This is a genomic window from Paenibacillus sp. GL_099_B, from assembly GCF_057835695.1.
Genome location: NZ_CM174430.1, coordinates 4,004,417 through 4,024,592 on the forward strand (window position 1 = coordinate 4,004,417; position 20,176 = coordinate 4,024,592).

18 protein-coding genes and 2 pseudogenes are annotated in these 20,176 nt (G+C 42.1%); 10 read left to right on the top strand and 10 right to left on the bottom strand.

The window, feature by feature from the left end; translation table 11 throughout:
* Positions 1-242: 242 nt before the first annotated feature.
* The 7 genes from AC3ITG_RS18100 to AC3ITG_RS18130 form a co-directional block, all read right to left on the bottom strand.
* Positions 243-503 carry a hypothetical protein gene (locus tag AC3ITG_RS18100; RefSeq protein WP_413371886.1) on the bottom strand — a complete coding sequence of 87 codons (261 nt, stop codon included), beginning with the start codon at positions 501-503 and terminating at the stop codon, positions 243-245.
* Between the two features lie 129 nt (positions 504-632).
* Positions 633-1,385, bottom strand: a complete 753-nt coding sequence (locus AC3ITG_RS18105; protein WP_413371888.1) for a Cof-type HAD-IIB family hydrolase — start codon at positions 1,383-1,385, stop codon at positions 633-635.
* A gap of 12 nt (positions 1,386-1,397) precedes the next feature.
* Entirely contained in the window at positions 1,398-2,093 is a 696-nt protein-coding gene (locus AC3ITG_RS18110) for an MgtC/SapB family protein (protein ID WP_489250904.1), read from the bottom strand.
* Positions 2,094-2,108: 15 nt separating this feature from the next.
* On the bottom strand, positions 2,109-3,059 hold the full coding sequence (locus AC3ITG_RS18115) for a DUF1861 family protein (protein WP_489250905.1): 951 nt from the start codon (positions 3,057-3,059) through the stop codon (positions 2,109-2,111).
* Positions 3,060-3,096: 37 nt separating this feature from the next.
* Positions 3,097-4,632 (bottom strand): extracellular solute-binding protein, encoded by a 1,536-nt coding sequence (locus AC3ITG_RS18120; RefSeq protein WP_489250906.1) that lies wholly within the window; start codon positions 4,630-4,632, stop codon positions 3,097-3,099.
* Positions 4,633-4,686: 54 nt separating this feature from the next.
* Positions 4,687-5,559 carry a carbohydrate ABC transporter permease gene (locus AC3ITG_RS18125; RefSeq protein ID WP_413371892.1) on the bottom strand — a complete coding sequence of 291 codons (873 nt, stop codon included), beginning with the start codon at positions 5,557-5,559 and terminating at the stop codon, positions 4,687-4,689.
* A gap of 49 nt (positions 5,560-5,608) precedes the next feature.
* Complete coding sequence (locus AC3ITG_RS18130; protein ID WP_413371893.1) at positions 5,609-6,550, bottom strand: ABC transporter permease; 942 nt, start codon at positions 6,548-6,550, stop codon at positions 5,609-5,611.
* A 323-nt stretch (positions 6,551-6,873) separates the two neighbouring features.
* Between AC3ITG_RS18130 and AC3ITG_RS18135 the strand changes: the two genes are divergently transcribed.
* The 3 genes from AC3ITG_RS18135 (at position 6,874) to AC3ITG_RS18145 (ending at position 10,692) form a co-directional block, all read left to right on the top strand.
* Positions 6,874-9,228 carry a helix-turn-helix domain-containing protein gene (locus tag AC3ITG_RS18135; protein WP_489250907.1) on the top strand — a complete coding sequence of 785 codons (2,355 nt, stop codon included), beginning with the start codon at positions 6,874-6,876 and terminating at the stop codon, positions 9,226-9,228.
* Between the two features lie 169 nt (positions 9,229-9,397).
* On the top strand, positions 9,398-10,225 hold the full coding sequence (locus tag AC3ITG_RS18140; protein WP_489250908.1) for an AraC family transcriptional regulator: 828 nt from the start codon (positions 9,398-9,400) through the stop codon (positions 10,223-10,225).
* 128 nt (positions 10,226-10,353) lie between these two features.
* Positions 10,354-10,692 (top strand): cupin domain-containing protein, encoded by a 339-nt coding sequence (locus AC3ITG_RS18145; protein WP_489254489.1) that lies wholly within the window; start codon positions 10,354-10,356, stop codon positions 10,690-10,692.
* A 138-nt stretch (positions 10,693-10,830) separates the two neighbouring features.
* On the opposite strand, the gene AC3ITG_RS18150 is transcribed toward AC3ITG_RS18145, so the two are convergent.
* Together AC3ITG_RS18150 and AC3ITG_RS18155 are read right to left on the bottom strand one after the other, a co-directional pair.
* Positions 10,831-13,326, bottom strand: coding sequence for an FAD-dependent oxidoreductase (locus tag AC3ITG_RS18150; protein ID WP_489250909.1), 2,496 nt, complete (start codon positions 13,324-13,326; stop codon positions 10,831-10,833).
* Positions 13,323-13,637 carry an ArsR/SmtB family transcription factor gene (locus AC3ITG_RS18155; RefSeq protein WP_064637503.1) on the bottom strand — a complete coding sequence of 105 codons (315 nt, stop codon included), beginning with the start codon at positions 13,635-13,637 and terminating at the stop codon, positions 13,323-13,325. The genes AC3ITG_RS18150 and AC3ITG_RS18155 overlap by 4 nt, the downstream gene beginning before the upstream one ends.
* A gap of 546 nt (positions 13,638-14,183) precedes the next feature.
* Here AC3ITG_RS18155 and AC3ITG_RS18160 point away from each other — a divergent pair.
* The 3 genes from AC3ITG_RS18160 to AC3ITG_RS18170 are packed head-to-tail and all read left to right on the top strand — an operon-like array spanning position 14,184 to position 15,728.
* Positions 14,184-14,630, top strand: a complete 447-nt coding sequence (locus AC3ITG_RS18160; protein ID WP_489250910.1) for an RNA polymerase sigma factor — start codon at positions 14,184-14,186, stop codon at positions 14,628-14,630.
* On the top strand, positions 14,623-14,790 hold the full coding sequence (locus tag AC3ITG_RS18165; protein ID WP_489254490.1) for a hypothetical protein: 168 nt from the start codon (positions 14,623-14,625) through the stop codon (positions 14,788-14,790). The genes AC3ITG_RS18160 and AC3ITG_RS18165 overlap by 8 nt, the downstream gene beginning before the upstream one ends.
* Positions 14,751-15,728, top strand: a complete 978-nt coding sequence (locus AC3ITG_RS18170) for a hypothetical protein (protein ID WP_489250911.1) — start codon at positions 14,751-14,753, stop codon at positions 15,726-15,728. Before AC3ITG_RS18165 ends, AC3ITG_RS18170 begins: the two co-directional genes overlap by 40 nt.
* Positions 15,729-16,199: 471 nt before the next feature.
* On the opposite strand, the pseudogene AC3ITG_RS18175 reads toward AC3ITG_RS18170, so the two are convergent.
* Positions 16,200-16,415, bottom strand: a pseudogene (locus AC3ITG_RS18175) (winged helix-turn-helix transcriptional regulator); the annotation flags it as partial.
* A 6-nt stretch (positions 16,416-16,421) separates the two neighbouring features.
* Here AC3ITG_RS18175 and AC3ITG_RS18180 point away from each other — a divergent pair.
* The 4 genes and pseudogenes from AC3ITG_RS18180 to AC3ITG_RS18195 all read left to right on the top strand — a co-directional run.
* Positions 16,422-16,683 (top strand): annotated as a pseudogene (locus AC3ITG_RS18180) (NAD(P)H-dependent oxidoreductase); the annotation flags it as partial.
* Positions 16,684-16,985: 302 nt separating this feature from the next.
* Positions 16,986-17,600 carry a TetR/AcrR family transcriptional regulator gene (locus AC3ITG_RS18185; RefSeq protein ID WP_063562634.1) on the top strand — a complete coding sequence of 205 codons (615 nt, stop codon included), beginning with the start codon at positions 16,986-16,988 and terminating at the stop codon, positions 17,598-17,600.
* A gap of 75 nt (positions 17,601-17,675) precedes the next feature.
* On the top strand, positions 17,676-19,190 hold the full coding sequence (locus AC3ITG_RS18190) for a DHA2 family efflux MFS transporter permease subunit (protein ID WP_489250912.1): 1,515 nt from the start codon (positions 17,676-17,678) through the stop codon (positions 19,188-19,190).
* A 186-nt stretch (positions 19,191-19,376) separates the two neighbouring features.
* Positions 19,377-20,087, top strand: a complete 711-nt coding sequence (locus AC3ITG_RS18195; protein WP_489250913.1) for a DUF421 domain-containing protein — start codon at positions 19,377-19,379, stop codon at positions 20,085-20,087.
* Positions 20,088-20,176 lie beyond the last annotated feature (89 nt).

The following is a 20,176-nucleotide window of genomic DNA, read 5'->3' on the forward strand; positions in this document are numbered from 1 at the left end:
TCCTCCTTTGTACTTCGATTTCCTGACTATGATAATCTCTCTTTGAATCCGAAAAAGATCCATATCTTGTTACCTTCTTCAGGCTAAAATAGTAATTGAACGCTGTATATCTCAATAATCTACCTTTCCTTCCAAATTGCAGTTTCTCATTAATAAAAATCGGCTAAGACTATTAAATTTTGATAAAAATGCAGGTTTTAATCCCTTCTACCTCTAAAAGCGGTAGATTTTATTACTGTGGATTACTTCAGCAGATTATGGGCAAGAGAAAACAATTCACTCTCGAGCGTACTTCTAGGGGCGCTACTCCCTTTTGAAATGTTTAGTATGTAGACCCGAAGTCCTCCGGTTCCGAATTCCAGTTCCTTATAGAAACGGTCTACGATTTCATGCTCGTTATTCCTGATTCCGTGAAGTTCGTCCTTAGACGCTTCGTCAATTACCTGGCTGCTCAGCCATTGCTCATAAGCCTGTATCGCTTGTTCTTGAGTTTGAGTTGTCATGATATAAATAAACCTCCATCCAGGTATCAGCCGTTCACTCTATTCATCGCGCGAGCGCTGTCGAATCAAGTTCCATTAAAAGAAGCTACGATTATCGTAGCTTCTTTTGTCTGTTTCTATTTGTACTTACTATATTGAATTCACTAAGTAAGTTTGGATCAACTGGGCTACGCCGTCCTCATCATTGGTTCCCGTCACCCCGTCCGCGGCACGCTTCACTGCATCCTGGGCATTGCCCATCGCGATGCCCAGGCCAGCGGCGCGGATCATCTCCAAGTCATTCAAGCTGTCGCCACAGGCGACGACCTCTTCCATTCGAATGCCAAGCAGCTGGCAGACTTCCCGAAGACCGCTTGCCTTATTGATCCCCTTTGGATTGACCTCAATGTTCCGCGGGCTTGAATTGGTCAGCTCATATCGCCCGGTTGCGTCCAGTGTGCTGTGAACATCCAGCAGGCACTCCGGATCGTCACAATGAAATCCGAATTTCAGCCAAGGATCGCCATGCAACCGCTCAATCCTTTCCGGCCAATTCGCTGTTGTATACACATCCTTCACGGTATAAGCCCAGTAGCGGCATTTCTTTTCCACTGCTAATTCATGCATTTCCTTCACCCAGTCCTCCTCAAGCGAATGGCGGGCCATGAGATTGCCCGGCGCATGCCAAACCTCGCTGCCATTGACTGAGACGAGAGGAGATTTCAAGCCCAGCTGTTGCACATAAGGCTCGATACTCTGAACCTCGCGTCCGGTAGCGAACATGACTGCGACTCCATTTTGAATCGCCCGATGAATCCATTCACAGGTATGCTCGGAAATCTCATGGTTGCTGTTCAGAACAGTACCGTCCATATCGAGAGCGAGCAACTTGTATTTTGCCAACAGGCTCCCTCCCTACATTTTAACTTCCATCTGTTTCACTTCAGAATCTCTTTGCATCGCAAACTGCGAAATTTTCTGCTTTATCTCAGAATTTTTATTCAACAGGACAAAGTCGAGACGGACAGTTCCTTCCTCCAGGCTCTCCATTCTAAATGATTTCACCCGGATACCTTCATCGCGAAAAAAGTTTAAAAACATACCCGGATCACCATCCCTTCCTACCGTTACCGAATAAGTCGTTGTCTTGTTGCGCGGGATTATGCGATTCTCAACTCGCTGCAAGACGAACAAACTAATCAGTACCGAAACGAAGGTAAGCAGAGTACCGTAATAGAATCCTGCCCCAACCCCAATCCCCATTGCGGCCACAACCCATAGGGATGCTGCCGTGGTCAACCCGGAAATTCGGTTACCGTTGCGCAGAATGGTTCCAGCTCCAAGAAAGCCAATTCCGCTAATAATTTGAGCGGTGAGTCGCGCTGGATCCATTCGCACATTCAGCTCGCCCGCAAACTGGCTGAATCCATAAATCGAGATAAGTGTAATCAACGTGGAGCCAAGGCAGACCAAAATATGTGTCCGAAACCCAGCATGATGCTGACCGTGTTCCCGCTCTAGGCCAATGATACCGCCAACGAGCAGGGAAACTCCAACGCGGATGCTGATCTCCAAATGATCAATATGCCATACAGTCAGATTCACGGTCATTCATGCCTTCCTCCGCTATACAAGCTGCCCATGACCCTCAAACGGGTAGTCAATCGTGATGCGGCCTGCCTGGCAATCTCCGATTCCGCTATATAGATCGGCTTTTCCATCGGGTCTCGTTACAATGCCGGCAGTAAACGCACAGTCGACCAGATGTCGAGTCTTTGACGGTCCCGCTGGATAACAGGTACGACTGCCAATTACATGAAGATCGGTAGCCTCCCTAGTTACTGGATCAAAAACAAAGGCCATATTGAGATACACCTTGACTTCCCCTCCCTCGGCATCCCGGTCCCGGTAGCAGTTGTGACCAATGATGCCGATCTTCCCGCTGTCCAGTAGGTAGGCTTGATTGACACCGCCCCATTCCCCCTCACCGAAAATCCCATCAATATAAGGGGCATTTTCAATAACTTCAGCCGTCAGTTGGTCCAAACAGTCGATGATGGTAAAGCCGATCATTGACTCACTGCCATACTTTCCACGCGTTTCGGCTCCGCGCGGACGAGAGAAAACACCGATTTTGCCGTCCGACAATTCGACTAGGCGAATATCCTTCATTTTGTTTGGTCCGGTGGTAAAATAGTATAGATTGAGAAACTCGGTCCCCCGATGGAAATAGCCAAAATAGGTTTTCACTCGACCCGCTTCATATTGGACATGGGTCCCCCCCATCACGATTTCATTTCCAATTAGACTGATATAAGGGTCTTCTAGAGTGTAAATCATGCTGCCTGGAACCAACGTCCATTCATCATGCCCTGTCTCCTCGAAGAGGCGAACCCAGGAACGTGCCCATTCCTCACGTCGTTCTACTCGTCCAAAAAGATAGCGTTTACCAGACCGTTCAAAAGGAATCGAGATATTATATACATCGAACCCCTCCACCTCGTTAAAGGTCAGTATGGAACTATCATAAATCTTTTTCTTTTCTTCAAATTGAATTCTTTGATCCAGCAATGTCATATCGTTCACTCCTATTCGTTTCACTATTAGTTATCAATTAATTTCCTTGATTGGCTTGATATTCTTGGAACTGTCGTTGATATTCGGCGACCACTATATCGAGCCCAGCTTTCTTCATTTTATCGAGTGCAGCGGGGAACGCCTTGTCGTAATCCTGTACCCCCATATAGATCGGCGTGATACTGGCGGCTGCTTCTGACGCAATATTGGTATATTCCGTTCTTACATTGGTCGGATCAAATGCGAAGTTTGCCGCAATGCTATTGACTGCCTCCGGGTTTGCTTCGAATAGTACCTTGTTATTTTCCGGAATGCTGTTCTCCAGATCGAAGCGCATAAAATTCACGTTGCCGTTTTGAGATTCCGATCCTCTATAACCTGGCTTATCGTTGTTACCAGGATCATTAATGGCTTTCATGCCTTTATCGCCATCTTTGGTGTAATGCGTACCTTCGAGCCCGTACTGGACAAGATCATAATTCTCTTGGCTGGCTAGCATCCAGTCCATAAATTTAACCGCTTCTTCAGGGTGCTTGCTATTAACCGGTACTGCATTACCGTTCTTGAAGGTGAGCGGTCGCAAGTATTCTTTTTCTGGATTGAACCAAACCACACCAACATCCTCGACTGTTACTTCCGGATTGTTCTTTTTAAGGGAGCTTAGACTACCCGCCGTACCTAGGTTGACAAACCAGTCACCGCTGTCGATCTGGGCTTTGAGCTGCTCCCCCTTCATGACGAGAATATCAGGACTTGTCAGACCCTTCGTATACAACTGACGCATAAATTCGGCATCCTTCTTAAACTCTTCTGTCTCAATCCAGGATTTAACATCTCCGTTCTGATTAACATAGAAAAACTTGTCCTTGACCGTGAACGGAAACATATCGTAAGTACGGTGCAGAACCGTTGTATGCAAGCTGACAGGGTCGAAGTCTGCCTTATTTGAAAAATATGGCTTTTTCCCACCCTTCCAGTTCTTCATCACTGTCTCCCAACTACTAATCAATTCTTCCGGAGTAGACGGCTCCTCAAGGTTGTTCTGCCGAAGAATGTCCCGCCGGATATTGAACTCACCTTCGCTTGCCATCTCCACCCAATAAGAAGGAACAGCATAGTATTTCCCGTCAATCTTTGCACCGTCAAAAATATCGCCCGGGATATACTTTTTCAAATTTTGACCGGACTGCTCAATTGCTCCGCTGATGTCCGCCAGAGCCCCACGATTGTAATAGCTTGAGAACGGTGTACGATCCTGCATGATATGGAATAAGTCAAAATCCTCGCCGGTGGACAGCATCAGATTTAGCTTCTGATCCCAGGCATCACTTGGAATATAGATTTTCTCGACTTCCACGCCTACGCCGTCTGCGGCCAGCTTTTCATTTATCTTATCAAACACCTCTTTATAATCCTTCGGTTCCGTACCAGGAACCACGTATTTGATTTTGACAATCCCCCCTTTCTTCTCATTCTCCTGATTGCCTCCCGTGCTCGCTGTCTTGTCGCTGCATCCAAACAAAGTAATGCATGCAAGCATGGCCACGAGCATCAATGTAACGATCTTTTTCATACCAAATTGACCTCCCTAACTATACATTTTTATATAAATCCCGAAGGAGTTATATCATCCCTTGACCGACCCAATGACCAGGCCTTTGACAAAGTACTTCTGCAAATACGGATAAAGAAAAATGATTGGACCAATTGTGACGATCGCGGTGGCCATTTTGACCGATTCAGCGGGTAGTGTAACATCGTTCGCGCCACCCAACATCGTCATTTCATTGAGCATGCTGATCTCAGATTTCATTTGTAGCAGCATGAACTGCAGCGGATATAGATCTTTGTTGTCGATCAGCATGATCGCATTCCACCAATTGTTCCAATAGTCCAGCCCGTAAAAAAGTGCGATGGTGGCTAATACTGGCGTGCATAACGGAAGATAGATACGGAAGGCGATCGTTAAATCGTTTGCTCCGTCAATGGTTGCCGATTCTCTCAGCGAATCCGGAACCCCATTCATAAAATTACGCACAAGAAAGAGATTAAATGGACTGAACAGTAACGAAGGAATGATTAACGCAAAGATATTATTTGTGAGTCCCAGTGAGCGGTTCATTAAATACCAAGGCACGATTCCCGCAGAGAAGATCATGGTGATGAAAAAATAGAGCGCCAGTGTGTTACGGTATTTCACGCTCTTATTGGCCAGTGTGTAACCAGCCATTGCGGTAATTAGAACAGCGAGAATCGTGCCGATGACTGTGACAAAAATCGAAATCATATAGCTTTGTAACACCTGAGATCCACCTGTGAAGATCAGTTTATAGGCATACAAGGAGAACTTCTCCGGAAACAGACTGTAACCGTTCTTCAGAATCGCGTCCTCGTCTGTAATCGAGATCATGAGGACCAGTATCATCGGAAGCAGACACATCGCGGAATACAGGGTAATGCAGGTATAAATGATTGTTTGGCTGATTAAACCCTTTTTCACTTCTATTCCTCCTATTACATTTTGCGGTAACTAAGTCCGTAACAGACTTCTAATAAAGCGCTCCGTCTTTGAAAAATCTACGAGTAATTGCATTGGTACCAAAGACGAGAATAAAGCCCACTACAGATTGGAACAGCCCGACTGCCATCGCTTCGGATGGGTCGCCAATCTGCCGCAATGAACGGAATACATAAGTGTCAATAATATCCGTTGTCTGGTACAAGGTGCCATTGTCGCCGATCAACGCATAGATCATCCCGAAATCACCGTACATGATCTTGCCGATAGAGAGCAGTGTCAGAATGACGACCGTCGGCATCATGAGTGGAAGCGTAATCTTCTTGCACATCTGCCAGCGGTTCGCTCCATCGATCTGGGCCGCTTCATACAATGTGTCGTCAATCCCGGTAATGGTGGCCAGGTAAATCACGGCGCTCATCCCCGCTCCCTTCCAAACGTGCATTAGGGTCAAAATGGCTGGCCAGGCCTTAGCCTCCGTATACCAATTAACAGACGGAAGTCCGAACTTGTTTAAGAGCTGGTTTACAATCCCCATATCCATGGAAAAAAAGGCATAAATCACATAACTGATAACAATCCAGGAAATGAAATTTGGGAACAACATAACCGATTGGCTGATCTTGATGAAAAGCTTTTTTCGCAACTCGTTCAGCAGCAAAGCAATAGCAAGTGCCGTCAAGGTGCCAAAGAAAATAAAGAGGAGATTCAAAAAGATCGTATTAAAGGTAACTATAAGGGCCTTGTTGGATCGAAAGAAAAACTCGAAATTTTGCATACCGACCCATTCACTATTAAAAATCCCCTTTGCGTAATTGAACCGTTGAAATGCGATCAGCATATACGGATAGGTCATATATCCGAAGATGAAAGTGTAGATCATGGCTGGCAAAATCAACAGATAGGAAGTTCCATTTCTTCGAATATCGGATAAGATCCCGATCCTGCTGTGCCAGCGAAGTTTCTTTTCCAATTTAAAATCCTCCCAATGCGGATAATCATTTCTTGCTGCCTTTCGTAAACAAAACTGCTAACGCAAGTCAGCCCATCTTTTTGAATTTTTCATTCCCTTCACTCCCCTTTCTGCCTGGATCCAAAGTAATCGGCTGTCTCTACTTAATCGTAGATGGGGCTATCCGCAGTGTCCATTTCAAATATCAGAAATAGGTTTCATAATGCGGCTTCGGCCTTTCAAAAACAATAAAGGGCTTTCATTTTTTAGAACAAGTAGTACCATTTTTTGAAGTAATGTCCTATAGTTAAGAGGCAATTTAGCAGCAATGGAGGAATGAATACATGCGAACCACCTTGAGCCGGCTCATCCGGTATAAAACATTCCAAAAGCTCACGGGCTCGTACTTTCTACTCGTTTTGGTCACCATTAGTCTACTCTCCAGTGTTCTCTTTTCTCTTTTTTCAGACAGCGCTGTTAAAGAGATCGATCGCAATTCCAAGGCGATGCTGTCCCAGGTCAGCTATGCATCCGATGTTGTTTACAATCAGGTCATGACAATTGGAAGCGCTCTCATAAACGACCCGAAAATTAAAGGATTTCTGAACAGTAAGAAAGAAGATAAAACGGAAAATTACCATATTTTGCAGCAACTTTCGCAGATTAAAAGCGCCTATCCGTTCATCCACAGCATTGGGATCTACCGTTCTTCAACCGATACAAATGTGGAAACTTCCGGATTTTCGTTCGACAAGTCTTTGTATGCGAAAAGTGCCAAGCAATACATGGAATTCTATCCGCGAAAATTAACCGTGGCAGGATTCAATAATAACAATCCCTTTCGATTTCTGACCTTCTTACTGTATCCGGACTACTCATTTCTTTCCTCTGCCAATCCGCTTATTTCCATCAATGTGGAGGAACAGTCGATACTGACAACAATTCGCAAGATCGCCAGGGCTGATTCCATGAGTAACGTGTTTGTCATGAACAGCCAAGGACAAGTACTGTCCCATACCGATTCCGAACTGTTTCTTAAGGATCTATCGCAAGAAGAATATGTTCAGCGAATTCTTAGCGAAGGAAAGTCAGAACATAGCTTCACAACGGCAATTCTCAAAAAGAAACATCTAGTTACCTATGTAAAGTCAGCAGAAATGGATTGGTATTTTGTAAGCGTGGCCCCTTACGAGACCTTGATTTCCAACATCCACAAGCTGCGAAACGTTACCTTAATTGTAACCGCGGCGCTGGTGTTGGCCGGTCTTCTTATATCAATCTTTCTAACCAAAAATATATATAAGCCAATGTCATCCTTATTTGATACAATCAAGCAGAAATCTCCACCTATGCCTAACTCTCACTCCATAGACGAATATAAAATTCTAAATGAGGTATTCACAACGCTGGAGGAGAAGGAACGTTCGATGAAATTTGTGCTGCACCGCTCCTCGCAAACAGTCCGTGAGCATTATTTGCAGGCACTTCTGAAAGGAAATATCTTTAATATTGCCATTCCGAGAGAGATTGTCAATGACATTGATGAGCAGCTACCCGGACCTTATTTTTGTACAATGGTATTCAAAATCGACGAAATTGAAGCGGTAAAAGAGAGGGTAAGTATCGACCAGCAGTCTCTTCTGCGGTTTGCACTCGGCAATATTGCAAAGGAAATTCTAGAGGTATTCGGAGCCTGCGATCTGTTGATTACGGATGAAAATGAGGTTGTGGCGATCAGTCAGTACGAAATAGATGAGCTCCCGGATGGTTTGAAGGAAGCCTTACGCAGCGTGCAGGGTTTCCTGAAGCGGTATTTCAAACTGACGGTTTCCATCGGAATCGGAGATATGGTATACGGCAGGAAGAACATCCAGCAATCCTACATCTCGGCCCAGCAATATGTGAAGTACCGGCTGATCTACGGGAAGGAGTCCATTTTAGATTTCGCGATGACACGTCATCACTTCATGACGACCTTAAGCTACCCCATTGCTTTTGAGAAAAAGCTAGTTGAGGCGGTTCAAATGAGGAAACAGTCCGTTATACAGGAAAGAATCGAGGAATTTACCGAACTAGTCACCTCTGGTTCCAGCAATCAGGTAACTACATACAGTATTCAATTGCTGCTTTCTCTGCTTAAGCATTTTGACTACCTGAAATCTTTGCCGGATACCAATTTCAACGAATACCTAGATGCAATCACAGATATCGAAGCCGCGGAGACCCTGGAGGAAATTAAACGCATCCTTAGTGACTATTGTGCAAAATTATGTGCTCTGATCGATGAGAAAAATCACTGGCTCAACGCACAAAAACACAACAAAGTGATTGAGGAAGTACAATACTATATCCGCGACCATTACCCGGAACCGAATCTATCACTTGAATTAGTTTCCAGCTCTGCTGGTCTGTCGCCTAGCTATCTCGGTAAGTTGTTCAAAGGCTCCACCGGCCAATCCTTCAGCGAGTATCTGAATCATACGCGGTTAGAGATGGCACGGGAACTACTACTTACCACCAAAGATACAGCTGCCAAGATCAGCGAAGCGGTCGGGATGTACAACATCACTTACTTCTCCACATTGTTCAAAAAAAAATACGGAGCCTCTCCTTCCGCTTACCGCGAGCAGGCCGCTATAAGACGAGTCGAGGGTGATTTATATATTGGAAATGAAAAGAATGAAGTCAATCGGGGATAATGCTGATTGATGTTTATAAGATGCCGCACCAGCTGGTTAAAATTGCTCAGGTGCGGTTTTTTTATTTTATAGGTTGACAATGATAATCGTTATCAATAATGTGGAGTGAGTTGTACAATAATTAATCTCAGAATCATCGGCAACCTACTATCGAAATGAGGCGCGCAACGTGAAAATAAACGTGAATCAGTTAGCAGAACATTTTGCACACATTCCTTTTCAAGTAGAAGGAATATATCGATATGCTACAAATCCAGGAGTGCCTCACGCTGATTATACCGATTCTTTTCCCGGATTTGTGTTTCCCCTTACAGGAAAGATACAATTTCAATTTAATGGAACGCCTTATATCCTTTCGCCAGGAAAAGTGGTGCATGGTGGTGCAAAAATGAAATTGGATGAAAAAACGTTTGATAACTCCAACTGGGAATATATCCTTGTTTTATACCGGATATGCAGCTCGGAACTAGATGAGTCAAGCTTTTCCCATCAGCATTTTGAATTATCAACGGGACAATCTCCTCGTCTTATCGAATTAATTATGCAGCTTTGGCATGTGTACAATCAAGGTGGTGGCATTTCGATGTTTCAGACTGAAATGCTGTTTCGTGATGTACTAAACGAAGCCTTAATAAGTGTGGCGAATAGACAAATGAGCAGTGAATCACAGGTTTTATTCGAACGGGTATCTAATTATATTCATGAATACTACTATCATAGCCTTACCATAGCATCGCTCGCAGAACAATATAACGTTAATCGAAATCGACTTTCTTACATATTTAGAAAACATGCAGGCATGGGGCCTGCAGAATATCTATTAAAACACCGTCTCAACATGGCGCAAAACATGCTATTTACAAGTGATGTGCCAGTACAGCAAATTGCACAAACGGTTGGAATTGCTGACCCCTTTTATTTTAGTAAAGTGTTCAAGAAACAATTTGGATTTTCTCCTACTGAATATCGACGGAAGTTCATCAATAATCCATGCTAACTTCAACAGGCATCCATTTTAAAGCGAAAATTAAATCAGTATACTTATGGCAGACCAAGGAAACATCATCATGTCTTGAATTGCGTATGCAGCATTATATTGAAGGTGAAAAATAAGGAGGGATTACTATCCATTATCAAGCGATTAAACTAAGCGAGGAACTATCTAAATTAAACGATAATTGGTCCCCCCAATTAATTGGTGAAATGAATGACTATCAATTTAAGATCGTTAAGATTACTGGGGATTATGAATGGCACGTTCATCCCGAAACCGATAAGTTATTTTTCGTGATTGAAGGCGAGATGATCATTGATTTTCGTGATGGTCAGGTGAGAATCTCTAAGGATGAGATGTTTATTGTCCCGAGGGGTCTTGAGATCAAACCCTCTGCCGAAAAGGAATGTCATATCATGTTGATGGAACCTAAAAGTGAAGGAAACACTCGCGGGACTGAGTCCGCATAAATAGCCTTCAATGGTGCGTGGAACTTGTGTTTTTTATTGAGTTAACTTTCCCCCGCAAATTTTAACGAGAAAGGCAGCCAATCTATTCCGGCTGCCTCCTCGTTTATTCGGTCGATAAACCGTTGTTAGACTTAAAAATTAAATAAATAGATTATGATTTGCATGAGCTGCCTGCCCCAGATAGTAACCCACTCCACCAATGTTAACCGAATCCATTAATTCTTCTCGCTGAATGCCCATTAAATCCATGGACATCTGACAAGCGACAAACTCAACTCCCTGCGCAGTTGCGGTCTGCATCAATTCTTCCAGAGAAGCAACATTATTATTCTTCATAATGCCACGAATAATCTTTGGGCCAACTCCGAGCATATTCATTTTGGACATGCCTAGCTTGTGGCTGCCGCGCGGTAACATTATGCCAAACATGCGGCCGATCATTGTTTTGGACACAGGCTGCGGCTGATGCTTACGGATAATATTCAATCCCCAGAATGTGAAGAACATTGTTACTTTACGTCCACTTGCTGCTGCCCCATTTGCAATAATAAGAGAAGCAATCGCTTTATCTAGATCGCCACTGAAGACAACCAACGTGCTGGCAGGCTCCTCTTTAGGAATTTCCATAGCTGAAGATGCGGTCTGCACGGTATTCTTCGCAATTACAGCTTCAATAATACCGCCTTTGGATCGTTCCAAGTGTATAAGTGAGGAGCCAGACATCGTTGCCCATGCTTTCACATCTTCATAAAATCCTGGATCGGAAGCTTTCACCCGCAGGGTCTCTCCATTCGATAGTTGATCCATTTTCTGCTTAAGTTGTATCAGCGGACCGGGACAACTTAAACCGCACACGTTCAACTCATTATCAATACGCTGTGGCTCTGCAGAGATTGGATTGGAGAGCTCCGTTTCCTTTAAGGCATGTATCGGCTTACTCTGATCCTGTCTGCCATTATTATCATGGTTTTCGGTAGAAAATGGAGCGGGCTTAAATTGTGCTTGGCGGTAGGTTTTATAACCTCCACTCAGATTTTTCACATTAAAGCCATGCTGACGCAAAATCTGCGAAGCCGTATATCCACGCAGACCAACCTGGCAGTATACCCAGATATCTTTGGTTGAGTCTAATTCATCTAACCGCTGACGAAGCTCATCCACTGAAATATTTATGGAGTCCGGAATATTCCCATTGCGATGCTCCAGCTCACTGCGTACATCCAGCAATATCGACTGCTCCGGCTGGCGTTCAGATAGCTGATCATAAGTGAACGTTTCAACACGTCCAGCCGTAATATTTTCAGCTGCGTAGCCAGCCATATTAACTGGATCTTTCGCTGAGGAATACGGTGGCGCGTAACTCAACTCGAGCTCTGTCAAATCACTGATGTGACCTCCAAAATGAATGGTCACAGCAATGTCATCAATCCGCTTATCTACACCGTCATAACCAACTGCTTGTGCGCCTAAAATTTTACCTGCCGGTGTAAACAGCAGTTTAAGAGTAATCGCGCTGGAACCCGGATAATACGATGCATGAGAGGCAGGATGCACGATTACAGTTCGATAATCGATGCCGAGACGCTTTAGTGTTTTCTCATTACTGCCTGTAGTTGCTCCGGTCATTCCAAACACTTTAATAATGGCTGTCCCTTGTGTTCCTTTATAGATGGAACTTAATCCGGCGATTCGATCTGCAACAATTCGTCCCTGTTTGTTGGCAGGTCCAGCAAGCGGAATAGCTGTCTTTGTGCCATGAATGGTTTCAGTTACTTCGATGGCATCGCCAACAGCATAGATATGTGGCACACTGCTCTCGAGCGCTTCGTTGACAATAATATGTCCACGTGTTCCCAGGGAAACTCCGCTATTTCTCAGAAAAGCTGTATCTGGAGTTACTCCTATCGCAAGAATAACCAAGTCAGCTGTCAGAACATGACCATCAGCAAGCTCAACACCAATGCCATGCTCAAGTGAACGAAAGCCCTGTACACGCTGGGAAAACAGCAGCTTTACCCCATTTTTCTCCATTTCCTGTGCCAATGCTGCTGCCAGTTCTGGATCAAACGGAGTGAGCAATTGACCATTACCCTCTACCAACGTTACATCCAATCCGGCTTCCTTTAAATTTTCTGCCATTTCAACACCAATAAACCCTCCACCTATAACAATCGATGATACGTTGTTAGATGAACTTATTTGCTTCTTGATGCGATCAATATCTGGAATGCTACGAACTGTATAAATCAGTGGATTATCCGTACCCGGCAGATCGGGAATGATTGGTTTTGCACCTGGTGACAAAATCAATTCGTCATAGCTTTCTTCATATTGACCGCGCTCCTGGCTTTGCACCTGAACTGTACGAGTGTGCGGATCAATAGCGACGACCTCGCTTCGTGTACGCACATCAATATTAAAACGATCAGCCATACCTTTAGGAGTTTGTACCAGCAGACGCTCCCGATCCTCGATCGAGCCACCAATATAATAAGGTAAGCCGCAATTGGCAAACGATATATAGGGTCCTTTTTCAAATATGATAATTTCGGCATGTTCATCCAGACGGCGCAGACGGGCAGCTGCTGATGCACCACCCGCTACTCCGCCCACAATCAGTACTTTTTTACTCATGATTCACAATCTTCCTCTCCAAACAAAATAGGTATCATCTGTTCAATCCGTTGGTCGGCAAGCACATAATTTACTTCAAGGCCATTGCGCTCGGTCGTTACAATACCTGCACTGCGTAGCTTCTGTAAATGCTGAGATACTGTTGATTGGGGAAGGTCCAGACACTCCTGCATATATGAAACATTACATTTCTTTTTTCGCATCAACCCGCGCACAATACATAGACGAATCGGATGAGATAAAGCTTTCAGTAGATTAGCAGGTTCGTCGAACTGTTTTAAATTAGTGCTATCAAAAGCTTCGGTATTCAAAATTACCCCTCCTGAATCGTTATATCGTAATATTACGATATTTAAATTGGAATGTCAAAATATTTTCATCTTATGCTCATGACCCTATATAAATACTTCCGCGACATTTACTGTATCACTTTTAATTGCCCCTCTCGTCGTGATCTTTTCTTGGAAAGAATTATTACCAGCCAAGTGAAGTGATTCTATACCTAATATCTTGCCCATGTTGGATCAGGAAAGTTCTTTCTCATTTTGACACCTCAGTTTAAGTAACAATTCCGGAGTGAAAACATATCAATCACGTTTACTATGTCCCATCAATATGTTATATAACACCCATGGCTAAAATAAACATCTCCATACTAAATCCGATCATACTAATAGAATGGCTTCTCTCCACAATGTGTCGTCCTCTGTTTATATGACTTAAGCCGCTCGGCTTATACAGGAATTTAACGTTTTTTTCCCACTAAAATCTAGAATAAATATAAGAAAATAAAAACATTTTTCGGAGGCACTTTTCTTTGTCTTCAAGTGTTATAGGGATAAAAGGTCAAGGAGGTGTTGGCATCGCCGCAGGAATACATTAACTCAGAAGAAGTGGAAACGCTTATCTCCAACATTCAACAAGGAAATACAAACGAATATGAAGCGATCATCAAGATATTTCAACAGCCGATTTTCCGCTATTGCTACCGTTTGCTGGGCAACAGACAAGACGCTGAAGACGCCGTACAGGATGTTTTGGTCAAAGCCTATCAATCGCTGCATCAATACAAGAAAGAGAATCATTTTTCGGCTTGGCTGTATCGGATCGCCTATCATCATTGCCTGAATCTGCTGCGAAGACGCCGTATTTATCTTAATGTATTGAAGATTATTTCCTTAGAATCCGTTGTAATAAGCTACGAACAGGAGCTGGATAATATTATTGTACAAGCCTCTATGGGCTGCAGCACTGTCTCGATTATCACTGGAGGAACGAAACTTGCTTATACTTCGGGTGTTTGAAGATAAGACTTTCGCGGAGATCGGCAACATTTTGAAGGTCAACCCTAATGCGCTTGTAAAGAGAATGAAACGGATCCAGCAGAAGATTCGGAAATCCATGAAATTGAAGGAGGAATTCGTTTGGAACGAAACAGAGTTGCCCATGAATACCAAGATTTAAAACAAGCATTGAGCAACGAGAGGATGCCTGAAATCGACGTCACCTGCCAGGTAATGCGCAGAATCTCTTTAATTGAAAGCCGCCGTCATTCGGTCTTGAAAAAAACAACGAGAAGCACTGTTGCAATGGGTGGCATGCTCGCCCTCATTTTGCTAATCTCAGTCAGCGCTTATGCCGCTTCGGAATACATCCAGCTCTTTACTCGTGACGGGGTCGTTAAGGTCCAACATGTTGCTTCGGATGAACCTGCTACTGGCACGGCTAACGTATATGATTATTCTGCTGCCCAGGTGCAGGACTTTGCTAAGCCGGGGGAATTAATCGCTTATTTTGTGAAAAGCAACAGAATTTCAGAAAGTACAGAGCTTGGACTACGTTTTGAGTATAAAGAACAGCAAATAACTTCGTACTCCGACTTCTTGAAGGAAATCAAACGTACAGGAGCTCCTAACCTGCCTCTAACCGCCATGGGCTATTCCTTCGAGTATGGAAAGATAAACCCAAAGTTTCCAACAATTGATGTGCAAAAGAAAGACTCCTATTACCAGAAAGTATATAGTGATCTTAGAGTTCAAGCTGCCAAATCTTCTTCAGGGCAAAAGGTGTTCATGAAGACCGTACCATGGTCAGAGCCTTTAAGCATTAGCGGAATATATTCAAAAGGAAAGGCCCATATCGGAATTTCTGTCATCATCATGAATGGAGGAAATATGGTTGTAGAGCAGGAGAAAGAGAATTCAACGGACAAAATTTTAGTCGCCGGAACGGAAGTTGTCTATAACAGTATGAAAAAAAATGCCGTAAGTTATCATTACCTAAACTGGTACAATGAAGAGCAAGATGCATATTACACACTTTCTAGCTTTGGGGACAAAAAATTAACCAAAGAACAATTTTTACAATTAGCCAGAGAGCTACTAAAAGAAGAAACATCATAAGAAAGGCCGATAAACACACAGAAGCTGTGGTGTTTATCGGCTTTTTTTAACTGCCCTTATATCATGAATGACTATTTCAAGTTCTTCGGAATCAATATAAAATTAAAGACCTGATAAGAAAGAACGTACACAAAACACCCAGCAATAGAAACATCATTGCTGACTGACGTTCATTCTCCCACAATCGAATTGTATTAGCAATACTCAAAATTGCCAATGCAAGCATATTAATTCTAGTATTCATTTCAAAAAAACTAATACACAGTAGAATAAACACCACTATCCCGACAAAAAGAAACCATATTGGTATATTCTTAGTAAGCCGTTTAATCATTTCATTCCCCTTTAAAATTTATATTCTATTTCTAATAGGGTATTCTTCAACTTTATTGAAATACCTTCATAATTTCAAAAAAGTAGGAATCGTAGGCATCCACGCTTTTCACGAAGATTTTTTTACGCTGTACAGCCTCAAAACTCTTCCAAAACCTTGGATTTGTCCCCATGAACTTTCTCCAGATGTTCTTCTCCCCAATAACACAAATGATCTAGCGCGGGCTTTAATCCCCAGCCATAGGATGTTAACTCATACTCCACTTTGGGAGGGATTTCTTTATAAATCTTTCGTGCAACAATCTCATCCTTTTCTAAACCTCTTAATTGAGTGGTCAGCATTTTTTGCGTAATGTCACCTTGGCATTTATTTTCCCAATTTGGTGGTGGCATTTGCCAGCGATGCTAAAAGGTTATATTGACCGTGTATGGAACAATGGATTTGCCTGCGGTTCGAACCAGCTTCATCATCAGCATGCCTCGTGGATTGGTTTGGCGGGCGTTTCTGGATTCCGATCCCGAGCATTATGAAATGCTGCAGAACCAAGCTCATCACTTAGGGTTGAATTGCCAAGGAACAGTAAGCTTTAAGTTAAGTTTGCGCTATCTTCAAATAAAATAAAAAAGGATTCAAAACCATTACGGTTAATGGCCCCTACTTTGCAGCTGGGTTAAACAAATAATCCTCAAATAATAAGGATACTTCTTAGATATAAAGGTGCTCCCTCCAAATCCCATAAAAAGTTTAACGCCATACTCATTGAAAAATCACTCTTACTGTGGATGTTAAATAAACTTAGATATACTTTTTCCCCATATGACACGGTGTCATTTTTATTGTTGACTTGTGACACAAGTGTCATATATAATTCATTAATCAGCAATTGTGACACGGTGTCACTTATTAGGATTGGAGGATCATATTTGCCCAAAAAAACATTTTTTCACTTATCGAAAGATAAACAGGACACTTTAATTCAATGTGCTAAAAGGGAATTTTCTCGAGTTCCATTACACGAAGCATCCATTGCCAATATCATCAAAGACGCGGGGATCTCTAGAGGAAGTTTTTATCAATACTTTGAGGAAAAAGAGGATCTGTATTATTACCTGTTGAACCAGTCCTCACAAAAAAATAGTGACCGATTTATCGCAGCTTTAAAGGAGAACAACGGAGATATATTCGAAGCTTTTATCGATTCATTTCAATTTATGATTCAGAATCACACCAATCAAGAACACAAAAACTTTTTTAGAAATGCCTTTTTAAATATGAATTATAAAACGGAAAAAACATTTACGAAGAACATTTATGAAGAAAATCGGGATAGCCATCTTTTACCTATCATTGGGTTAATGAATACGGAAACTTTAAATATACAAGGGGACCGAGAATTGCAGCATATTTTAAAAATCATTATAGCTGTAACCTTTGATAACCTTATTCAAATATTCGTAAAAGATTTAACCTATGATGAAGCTTTAAAAAATTATGGTGAGCAAATGGAACTGCTAAAAAAAGGATTTAAAAAAATTTAATAAATAGATGTTTATACACAAATATTTAAACGACTAAGGGATTAAATGAAGTGTAAAAAAGGAGAAAAGACATATATGGATTCAGCTTTACAAGAAAAAAAACCACCCTATTTAATGATTGCGATTCTTTTTATTGGTGCATTTGTTTCATTTCTAAATAACTCGCTCTTAAATGTAGCGCTGCCATCCATCATGGTGGATTTGAACATTAAAGACTATTCCACAATCCAGTGGCTTTCTACTGGCTATATGCTGGTCAGTGGTATATTGATTCCGGCGTCAGCATTTTTATTAACACGTTTCTCCAATAGAAGCTTGTTTATTACTTCCATGACCATTTTCACTTTAGGTACGGCCATAGCAGCCGTTGCACCAAACTTTGGTATATTGCTTACAGGAAGAATGGTTCAAGCAGCAGGCTCTTCAGTAATGGGACCACTGTTAATGAATATTATGCTGGTAAGTTTCCCACGCGAAAAACGCGGAACAGCAATGGGTATTTTCGGATTAGTTATGATTACAGCCCCTGCAATCGGGCCAACATTATCAGGTTTCATTGTAGAATATTATGACTGGCGTTTACTTTTCGAAATGATTTTACCGTTAGCCGTCATTAGTTTACTGTTAGGGATTTGGAAATCCAAAAATGTAATGCAGCAAAACAAAAATGCAACATTGGACTATTTCTCGATCATATTATCTTCCATCGGTTTTGGTGGTTTGTTATATGGGTTCAGTTCTGCAAGTTCAGATGGCTGGACAGATCAAGTTGTCTTAATCACTTTAATCGTTGGAGCTATTTCCCTGATCACTTTCGTTGTCCGTCAATTGAAAATGGAGACACCATTATTGGATTTACGGGTTTACAAGTATCCGATGTTTGCCCTTGGCTCTGTTATTGCGATTGTAAACGCAGTGGCGATGTTCTCCGGAATGATTTTAACACCGGCATACGTACAAAACGTAAGAGGTATTACACCACTTGATTCAGGTTTAATGATGTTGCCTGGTGCGATAATCATGGGGATTATGTCACCCATTACAGGTAGACTATTTGATAAATATGGTCCACGTGTTCTTGGCGTAATCGGGCTTACGATTACAGCTATCTCAACGTACATGTTGGCAAACCTACAAATCGACTCGACTCACACATATATTATCCTTGTGTACACTCTGCGTATGTTTGGTATGGCAATGGTGATGATGCCTATTATGACAAACGGCCTGAATCAATTGCCAACACGCTTAAATCCACATGGTACAGCTGTCAACAATACAGCTCAGCAAGTGTCCGGTTCGATTGGTACGGCTATTCTGATTACGATTATGAATTCGGTGACAAAAACAAAAGCTGAAGATTTAATGACTGGTGTTGATCCAACAACTTTGACAGCAGCCAATAAAGCTTTATTAACCCAAGAAGCGTTATTAGCCGGAATCCAATATTCATTCTATATCGCACTTGGCATTAATATTGTTGCATTAATATTAGTTTTCTTCATTAAACGTGCGGAAGTAAGTGATGAACCTGTCGAGGCTTTAAAAAATCAGCAGGGTAACACTAAATCTAAAACCGCAGTAAACTAATTAAAAGCATTTGATCAAAAACAATACAGACAATATCAAAGAAAAAAATAAAAATGGAGCCTACTATCTTAAGGATAGCAGGCTCCATTTTTATTTTCTCTAAACTTACATGTTATGTATGTTTTCAATCTAATCGACCGGGTAAATATTCATCAATGATTTGTTCATTTGGGAGGTTAGATAAATATGTTTATGGAATTAACCATCAAACTAGTGATTAGCTTTTTTGGGCTATGGGCCATCACTTTTATTACTGGTAGGAAAACGCTCAGCCAACTTACACCACTAGACTTCCTATCTTCATTAGTACTCAGTGAAATTGTAGGGAATACGCTTTATGATGATCAGGTCAACATATCTCAACTTATATATGCATTGGCAGTCTGGAGTGCCCTCTCTTACCTTTTTGAGAAAGTAACAACCCGATTTGTAAAATTCGGCTATGTAGCAGAAGGCCGGGTTGTTCTTTTAATTGATAATGGAGAGGTAAATCAAAGCTTGCTCAAGAAATATGATATTGAGTTTAAACAATTGCTATCCATGCTTCGAAAACAGAATGTTTTTTCGCTTCAAGAGGTCAAACATGCCGTCTTAGAAATAGACGGGTCTCTGTCCGTCCTTCGCAAACCTGAATATGAACCACCTTCTGCCCAAGATTTGGGCCTCGAAGCACATTCCGATAGTTTTGCTATTACAGTGATTGATAAAGGGGAATTACTGAAAATGTCGATGAGAGGAAAGGAAATTGATACGGATAAGGTAAGAATCGAAATGCAAAAACAGGGATATGACAATATTAAGGATATAGCTTACGCGGAGTATGGCGAAGATGGGACGCTTTATATTATACCGAGAAAGAGAAAGAAAAACCGAACGATCATTAGAAATATGACATAAAAACTTACTTTCCCCTCTACCTAAAGAGCTCCATTAAGTCCACGCTTGTCCTATTAGTATTATTGAGAACCACATCATTTAACCACTAA